Annotated in this window: 12 protein-coding genes; all 12 read right to left on the reverse strand. The window is 71.2% G+C overall.

The features are described 5' to 3' along the window. Positions 1-186 (reverse strand): hypothetical protein (locus VFZ20_RS12975; RefSeq protein WP_329684314.1); only part of this gene is annotated, 186 nt, incomplete at its 3' end. Beyond that, positions 183-626, reverse strand: a complete 444-nt coding sequence (locus VFZ20_RS12980; protein WP_329684315.1) for a phage protein GemA/Gp16 family protein — start codon at positions 624-626, stop codon at positions 183-185. The genes VFZ20_RS12980 and VFZ20_RS12975, both read right to left, overlap by 4 nt. Positions 627-631: 5 nt before the next feature. Continuing rightward, a complete protein-coding gene (locus tag VFZ20_RS12985) occupies positions 632-1,234 on the reverse strand; it encodes a hypothetical protein (protein ID WP_329684316.1) in 603 nt (200 codons plus the stop codon). Positions 1,235-1,258: 24 nt separating this feature from the next. Next, positions 1,259-1,678, reverse strand: coding sequence for a hypothetical protein (locus VFZ20_RS12990; protein WP_329684317.1), 420 nt, complete (start codon positions 1,676-1,678; stop codon positions 1,259-1,261). A 24-nt stretch (positions 1,679-1,702) separates the two neighbouring features. Next, the gene (locus VFZ20_RS12995) at positions 1,703-2,284 is read right to left on the reverse strand and encodes a hypothetical protein (protein ID WP_329684318.1); all 582 of its coding nucleotides are present in this window, start codon (positions 2,282-2,284) and stop codon (positions 1,703-1,705) included. 198 nt (positions 2,285-2,482) lie between these two features. After that, complete coding sequence (locus tag VFZ20_RS13000; protein ID WP_329684319.1) at positions 2,483-2,749, reverse strand: hypothetical protein; 267 nt, start codon at positions 2,747-2,749, stop codon at positions 2,483-2,485. After that, positions 2,749-2,991, reverse strand: coding sequence for a hypothetical protein (locus tag VFZ20_RS13005; protein WP_329684320.1), 243 nt, complete (start codon positions 2,989-2,991; stop codon positions 2,749-2,751). Before VFZ20_RS13005 ends, VFZ20_RS13000 begins: the two co-directional genes overlap by 1 nt. Next, a complete protein-coding gene (locus tag VFZ20_RS13010; RefSeq protein WP_329684321.1) occupies positions 2,988-4,217 on the reverse strand; it encodes an AAA family ATPase in 1,230 nt (409 codons plus the stop codon). Before VFZ20_RS13010 ends, VFZ20_RS13005 begins: the two co-directional genes overlap by 4 nt. Beyond that, a complete protein-coding gene (locus VFZ20_RS13015; RefSeq protein WP_329684322.1) occupies positions 4,214-4,474 on the reverse strand; it encodes a hypothetical protein in 261 nt (86 codons plus the stop codon). Before VFZ20_RS13015 ends, VFZ20_RS13010 begins: the two co-directional genes overlap by 4 nt. After that, a complete protein-coding gene (locus VFZ20_RS13020) occupies positions 4,471-4,785 on the reverse strand; it encodes a hypothetical protein (RefSeq protein WP_329684323.1) in 315 nt (104 codons plus the stop codon). The genes VFZ20_RS13015 and VFZ20_RS13020 overlap by 4 nt, the downstream gene beginning before the upstream one ends. Next, the gene (locus VFZ20_RS13025) at positions 4,782-5,834 is read right to left on the reverse strand and encodes a hypothetical protein (protein WP_329684324.1); all 1,053 of its coding nucleotides are present in this window, start codon (positions 5,832-5,834) and stop codon (positions 4,782-4,784) included. Before VFZ20_RS13025 ends, VFZ20_RS13020 begins: the two co-directional genes overlap by 4 nt. A gap of 46 nt (positions 5,835-5,880) precedes the next feature. Next, positions 5,881-7,548 carry a hypothetical protein gene (locus tag VFZ20_RS13030; protein WP_329684325.1) on the reverse strand — a complete coding sequence of 556 codons (1,668 nt, stop codon included), beginning with the start codon at positions 7,546-7,548 and terminating at the stop codon, positions 5,881-5,883. Positions 7,549-7,819: the final 271 nt, after the last annotated feature.

The following is a 7,819-nucleotide window of genomic DNA, read 5'->3' on the forward strand; positions in this document are numbered from 1 at the left end:
GGTCCCGCGCCCGCCGAACGCTCCCATCTCGCCCGCGGCCGCGAGGCGGTACAGCGAAGAAATGCTGATCAGCTCCTGCCCCCGGTCGCGGTTGATGACCCGGTGCGCATCGCTCACCAGGACGTGGTCCCAGTCCTTCGGGATCCGCTCCTCCCACTCGGCGCGCAGGCGCTGCTCGCGCGTCATGCTGCGGGTTCGCTCCCCGCACGGCGCTTGTCGTACCCGAGCCGGGCCCGGAGCATCTCGATCACCCGCGCGGCGTCGCCGGCCGTGGTGGCCTTGGGCTTTCCAATCACCTTCCCGCAGGCCCCGTGGAAGTACTCGTCGCGGAGCCAATCCTCCCCGAGCTTCTTGCGCAGGTCCTGGATGTAGCTACGCTGCTCCGGGGTGATGAGCTTGATGACCCCCGGCACCCGCGGCCTGCCCGATGGCTTCTTCCCGTTGGTCCAGCCCCGGGCGCCGAGGCGAACGAGGCTGTCGATCACCTCGCGCGTCTGCTGCGGGTCCAGAGCGCTGATGGAGCGTTGTCCGCTCACCTGCTCCGCGACGTCCCGCACCTGCTCTTCCGAGAGGCGGACTTCGCGGGCCGCGGCGAAGATCTTGGCAAGCTCTCGCTTCGATGGCATGGGGCTCACCCTCCGGCGGGGTCTTCCGCCGCGGATGGATACGGGGCCTGCTGGAGCAGGAGCGTTCTCAGGCTCTCCAGCTCAGCCCCGACCTCCCCTGCCGCGGCCCTCAGGTCCTCGGTCCCGGAAAGGCGATCGAGGATGCCGCGGACCCGCTTGAGCTGGTCGCCGAGCAGGACCAGGGCCTGGGCGAGCACTTCCCCCGTCTCCGCCGAAAGGGCCGGCTTTCCCGGCCCGGCGCTCCAGGGCGTTCTCGCCCGCGGGGGGGTGCCGGCTGCCCAGCGGCCCACCACCCACTGCTCGTACAAGCTCTGGACGGCGTGCGCTGCGACGGCGCCTTCGCCGTGTATCGGGTCGTTCCCCCGCCGGTAGAGCGTCGCGAAGTACCCGTTTCCGGAGGCCTCCTCCTCCATGGGGTCGTGGCCGAACTCGATGCCGTGGTAGTGGCCCTCCTTCTCCTCCTGCGAGCGGATCTCCATCACCGCCTCGGCCAGTTGCGCGAGCTCGTCCGCCGTCGGGAGCCAGCGCCGTGCGCCGAGGGTTGTCAGAGCGGCGCTCGCCGCCCCTGTCACGGCGACGCTCGTACCGGGTTCCTTGGATTCGTTCATGGTGCGCTTCCTTTCGTTCGTGGTCTACGATGTCGAGCCTGCACCGCCGGCCAGGAGTCCCGGGAGCTCAGCCTGCACGGCAGCCAGGTAGGCGTTGATTGTCATCTTCCGCAGCGCGGCCGCGCGCGTCAGCTCGGACAGCCCACGAGCCCGGAGCAGTTCCACGGTGTCTTCGAGCTCGTCAGCCGAATCGATCAGGTAGTTCCCGAACGGTTCCGCCATGCTGGTGCCGATGGGCCAGTGGCGCTCGTGCAGCAGCCGGTGGACGACCTTCTGTGTACGCCGCACCGGCAGGCCCGCGGCCGCGGCGACCTCCTTGACCTGCAGGGCGCCCGCCCTTCCCCACCGGAGCACGCGGGCGACGGCGAGCTCCTCGGGATCCAGCTGGTCCCAGGAGAGCGCGGGACGCGTCGCGTCCAGGTGGAGGGCGAGCTGCGCGTCCATCAGGGCAGGGGGACCTGCTTGCTGCTACTCGCCATCGTCCCCTCCCTGGCTTGCTTTCGACTCAGACCCGCCGAGCGGCCGGTCCGTCCGCGCGCCGGCGAGGACGCGCCTGTAGCGCGCGATCGCGGCGAGCTTCTCCCGGCAGCTGGGACACGGGGGTGGCGCGGCCGTGTGGTGACCACCCGGGTCCACCAGGTCGTCCACCTCCTTGGCGCGTGCGCCGCGGAGCGCATACTCGAGGGTGAGCACCGTCACCACGGTGTAGAAGGTCTGGTGGCCCGCGGCCCGGTACAGCTTCCCCATGGTGCTCCGCAGCTCGGCCGAGACGCGCATTTCGTCGCCCCCCGGCAGGGGCTCGTCCCGAACGATTTCGTTCTCGGCCGCGGCGGCCGCGCGCATACCCTGCTGCGCGTACCCGGCGAGCTGGCGCACGCACGCGGCTGCCACGTTGAGATGGCCGTGGGAGTCAATCAGCGCGTTCACCTCCACGCGCACCTGGTCCGCGGTGATCATCGGCGCGACCGGCGCCGACGCCGTGACCGGTTCGTCGGGTTGCAGTACGCGTTGTTGCAGTACATCGCCCTGTCCTCGATTACGCTGCGACACGTGCGGCAGAGGTTCGGGCCACTCTGGGTGTCGAACGTCCACTGCCCAGCCGCTGTCCGCCCCGCGGCGCTCCGCCTGCGCTCCGCGGCCCGCTGCTTCTGCGCACGTCGCTGCGCCCGCCAGCCGGCGGCGAACACCGGGTCCGTCTTTATGCGCTCGCGCGCGCGCGCGGTTTCGCGCTGTCCATCCACGTCGCCCTTACCTCCCTTCGGCACGGTGCCCTCCCTCCCCGCGCAGGTGGCCCAGGATGCTCCGGTAAAGCGCGTTACACTGGTCGATGTAGCTGTAGAACGTGCCTGCCTGCTTTTGCGCCGTCGCCTTGCTGATCCCGCGGTAGAACGGGCAGAGGTAGTGGCGCCCGGCTTCGATCTGCGGGTCCTGGACGCGCTGCCGCGGCGAGTGGCAGGTGCCCCGGTTGGGGCAGCCCAGGCAGCCCCGGCTGGGCACGAACGGGAGCTGCCCCATCACCCAAACGCCGCCAGGCGGTCGGTGGCCGGCAGCTCCTGGTGGTGCCGGCACGCCCAGTCCACGTCGACCGTCTCCGACGTCGGGGCGTGCGCGTCCACGTCGACGATGCGCCGCGCCTGGCAGCGGGTGCACTGCTCGTAGTCGTGGCGCCCGGTGCTGTGCACCAGGTCCCAGTCGTGGAACAGGCAGCCGCCGCGGGGCGCGTACATCACCGCCTGCAGCCGATGGCCGCGGCTCACAGGGACCCCCAGCGCTCCCGCTCGTGCGGCTTGGCCGTCAGGACGTCGGTGATCACCTCCGCCGTGACCAGGTCCCACCCGCGCGCCACCACGCAGTTGAGCGCGGCCATGGCGACGTTGTTGAGGTTCAACGGGGTGAGGGACGCGTCGGGCTGCCTGCCCAGCTCGTCGATCGCGTCCTTCGTGAACAGCTGCTCCACCTCGATGTCGCCCACCAGCGCGATGCGGCTCGCCAGGTAGGAGCGCACCTCGTCCCGCGCGATCGGCCCCAGCTCCACCGCGGCCGCGCGGTACGCGACCTCCGCCAGCATCGGATTTCGGACCGGGTCGAGCTTCGCCCGGAGCTCCAGCTGGCCGACGAGGAGGATGCCGAGAAGCGGGCGGAAGCCGTGGTGGCCCTCGTGCAGGCGCTTGATGTCCTTCAGGGTCTCGAGCGACAGCTCGTGCGCCTCCTCGATCACGAGCGCAACGCGGTCGCCCGCCTGGTTGTACTCGCGCAGCACCTTGTTGAGGCGGGCGTCGCGCGCGTTGGTGGCCTGGGGAACCGGCTGGTCGGAGAGCTGGCGGAGCAGCTCGCCGATGATGTGGCCCACGGTCATCCGCCGCCGGTCGATGTTGGCCGGCGTGACCACGATCAGGCGATGCTGGGCACGCGCGGCCGCGTCCGCGGCGTCCGCGAGCGCGCGCTGCAGCACGATGCTCTTCCCGTAGCCCGGGCCGGCGTAGGCGGCCGTGAAGCCCCACGAGAACGCAGCCTGCTTGAGCCGCAGGTAGACGGCGCCCTGGGCGCGGGAGAGCGTGAGATCCGCGAGCCGCGGCAGCCCGTCGGGCCCGGCCACGGCGTAGGGGTCGAACGGGTTGGCGAAGAGCCGGAACTTCTTCCGGGCGCCTTCGCTCAGGAACTGCGCGTCGAGCATGCTGGCCTCCATCGGGTTGGGCTCCGGCGGGCGCCGGTAGCTCGTTTTCGCGGTTTCCTCGGTCTCGGGGTCCCAGAGCCACGCGGGCACGTCGAGCCGGCGCTCCGCCAGTGCCTCCATCACCTTCTCGCGCCCTCCGGCGAACTGGCGGCGCGGGTCCCCGCCCAGGAACAGGCTCCAGCTGGTGGTGCTCATGCCGAAGCGCTCCACGAGCTGCTTGAGCGAGATCCCGTTCTCCATCAGGTAGCGCTTCGCCCGGTAGGCGAACGCGGGAGGGGCGGGAGAAGCGGCTGCGCGTGCGGATCTCATCTGGCCTCCGGGGGCGTAACGTCCATCATCACCGTGGCGCTCCAGCCGCCCGTGGGGCTGCTGGAGGCCGTCAGCTGCACGTAGACCACGCTGCCCTTCTCCGCGGCCGAGAGCAGGCGGGAGGCGGCGTCGCGGCCGGCCGTGAGGGCAGCGGCTGCCGGTGCGTCCTCGGGAAGGCCCTCGACGGAGAGCAGGATCTCGCGCCACAGCGCCGCCATCAGCGCGCCCTTCCTGGCCCGCACGCTCACGGTGATCATGCGAGATCCGGCTGGTCGAACGTGGGCAGGTCCGTAACGCCGGTGCGGACCTCGCGCACGACGCGGAACAGCTGGTCCTCGAATGCGACCCGCGCGCGAGACTGCGCGAGCTGGAAGCGCTTGCGGATCTCGTCGATCGCGCCGCTGCAGAGCCGGCAGGCGCGCGCCTCCTTACGGCCGTTGGCGTGGTGCACCTGCAGCGTGGACGGCGCGACCATGGTCCCGCAGATGTCGCAGGGGGCCGCCGGAACGACGCGCCGCGGGAGCGCGACCTGGTCGCGTCCCACGAGCGGGGGGGTGTGCTCGCTCACGTGCCCGCTCCCGCGTCCCCGAGAAGCGCATTCAGGGTGCGGGCGTGGCCGGCGTTGAGCCGCATGGCCATGAGCGTGGCCGCCTCGTGGGACCAGCCCTGGTCGGCGCCCAGGTACGTGTCGCCGTCCTCGTCGTAGACCAGGAACGGCGCGGCCGCGGTCGGGTGGAAGCGGCACCCGGCCCCGTGCGCGGCGAGCTTGAGCCCGGGGAAGAACTCCGGGTCCGCGCCCCACACGAGCCGGCCGCCGCGGAGCACCGGGGGCGGGCCGTAGGTCCGGCGGTCCGCCTCGTCCATGCACGCCCAGGTCATCACCTCGTCGCGCTCGTCGTCACTCCACGACTCGATTGCGCGGACGGGAACCATCATCGACGCCCACATGGCGAGCGCAGCATGGACATGGCCCGCGTCCGTGTGCACGACCTCGAGCTGAAGGGTGACGTGTAACGTCCGGCCGTTGGACAGGTTGATCAGGACGCCCTCGTCGGGGTCGAGCACCACGCCGGCGATCGAGGGGTCGACCAGCGTGGCGGCGATCGCCGCCGTGAGCTCGGCCCGGTTCACAGTGCCACCTCCTGCTCGGGGGCGACCTCGATCGTGCGCCCGGCCGCGTCGGACGACGCAGACGCGCGTGCCGCGGCCGAAGAAGACGCGGACGCGCTGGCCAGCCAGCTGCGCCTCACGGGCGAGCTGGTAACGGGTACCGCGGTGGCTGAACGTGCCGTCCACGTGGACGACGCGGTGCGCGCCGCCGTACGGGTATCCGGCCGGGGCCGCGGCGTCGTCGGGTGCGGGCTGGTCGCCGCGCGAAAGCACCCCGGCGACGATCGCAAGGCGGGTGAGGGCCGCCAGGGACAGTTCCACCGTGGCGTCCTCGTCCGAGACCATCCACGTGCCGCTCGCCGTCAGGTCCGCGAAGGCCCCGTCGCCCAGCGCGAACGAGTCCTCCTGCGGGGTCAAGGCCGCCATGCGGCGGAGCTGCTCGTAGTCGCGCTCCCGGAACCCCGCCGCCGCGGGGACCACTTCCGTGCTGATCAGGATCTGGCTCATGCTTCTGGATCCTCCGGTTGAATGGGTTTTCGTTTTCGGTCGCCGATCAGGCCAGCGCGAGCGTCGGCGTCGTTGCCGTGCCGGCCATCGGGTCTTCCTGCCGGGCCGCGATCCAGCGGGACAGCTCCGGCTCCGGGATCTCCGGGCGGTCGCCGAACAGCGCGTCCAGCGCGGCGCGGTCCGCGGGGCTCGGCGGGGTGGAGACCAGGCCCAGGGCGGCCAGCCGGTCCTGCGCCTTGCCCCGGCGGATCATCCGCACGGCCGCCGCTGCCTCGGCCAGCGGGTGCGGCGTCTCGTCCAGCTGGGCCGCGAAGCGCTCCTCCGTCCTCGCCAGCCGGTAGTCGTGCACCAGGTGCGGGTCGAAGTGCGAGATGTCTCGCTTGAGCAGCTCGCGCTTCAGCTTGACCGCGTCCGGCACCGGCGCCGACTTCCACTCGCCGGCGACGTCCGGCGTGGCCACCACCGCCTCGATCTCGTGCTCCTCGCGGTCGAGGATCACGGTGATCCTGCTCAGGTCGTGGCGCCGGTACTCCACCATCACCTTCTGCCCGATGAAGTCGATGAAGGGGGCGCGGCGGGGCAGCTGGTAGACCTGGCTCTCCAGGCGGATCTCCAGCGTCTTGCTCACCAGCCGCTCCCGCTGGTCGAACGCCATCCGGGCGGTCACCTCGGGCGGGGGAAGCAGCCGCACGCTGCGGTCGTGCATGCCCGCCAGCCAGCGGTGGAATGGGCTCTGCCCGGTGCGCGCGTGAACCCGGCGGTTGATGAAGACCAGGAACTTCTCGAAGGCCCGGTTCATCTCCTCCAGGTCGTCGAAGCGGCGCATCTTGGTGAGCTTCTCGAACAGCTGGAGCAGCTGCAGCGCGCGCTCGATCTTCCCCTTGGCCTGGGCGTTGGTCTCGTGCTCGGTGGACGGCAGGGCGGACCTGTACTCCACGCCCAGCTCGCCCATCGTCCGCCTGACCAGGCTGCTCTTGTAGCCGGTGCCGCAGTCGGAGTAGACCTGCTGGGGCATCCCGTAGGCGGGCCATACGCTCGTGTCCGCCGGCTTCCTCCATGCCCTCTCCATCAGGGCCCACCAGCACTGCCCGGCCTCGGAGGTGAAGAAGCGGCCCCAGCGCAGGCGCGAGTAGTCGTCCACCATCCCGATCATCCACACGCGGGGGCGCTCGTTGCCCGGCTTGTTCTTGTTCAGCGCCACGGCCGGCTCGTGCCCGATCGAGCTGTCGCGGTCGATGTAGTAGCAATGCGCCTGGGTGGAGTCGATCTGGTGCGTGTGGTTGGAGTACGGCGCCTCCCACGCGCGATGGACCCGGAGGTCCTGGACGTTGTGCCGGCGGCTCACCTGCTTCTGCCGCAGGTGCCGGCGGAGCGTCTCCGGGTGGCAGTCCACCGAGGGCAGCCCGGCGGCCGCTCGGTTCGCGTTGTAGGTGTCGATCGCGAGCTCCGCCTCGAAGTCGAAGCGGGCGGTGAACGCGGCCAGGTCCAGGAACGTCTCCTGGTTCATCGCCCGCATGGCGCCGGCGTCACTCCGCCGCTGACGGGTGCGTACCGGCGCGACCTTCTCCAGCGCGCGGTAGATCGTGCTCGGTGCGCAGCCGAGCAGGTCCGCCTGCTCCCGCACGAACGCCGCGCGCCGGCCCTCCGGCAGGTCCCTTGCTGCGTCCCGCAGCTGCTCGAGCTGCGCGTCTGTGAGCTTCGCGTTGCGTGGCATCCGCCTCGTGCTGAGCAACACCGCCGCCGCCGGGAAAGGGACGGCGCGGGGGGGGTGGAGTTGTCGTTGGTTGTTCCGTCTCGTGTGGTGGCTGGGGGGCGAGCGCGCTCGGCGCCCCCAGCACCCATCCACCTACCGGCGGCCTCTCTCTCCCAGAACTACGGACACCAGCCCTCTGCGCTCTGGAGCTCGCCGCCACCTTTGCATGCGGCTATGCAGTTGGTGTGGGCGCACGACACGGGACACGTGTTGGCGCAGGATGCCTGGCATG

It is taken from the genome of Longimicrobium sp. (assembly GCF_036280135.1).
Classification (GTDB): Bacteria; Gemmatimonadota; Gemmatimonadetes; order Longimicrobiales; family Longimicrobiaceae; genus Longimicrobium.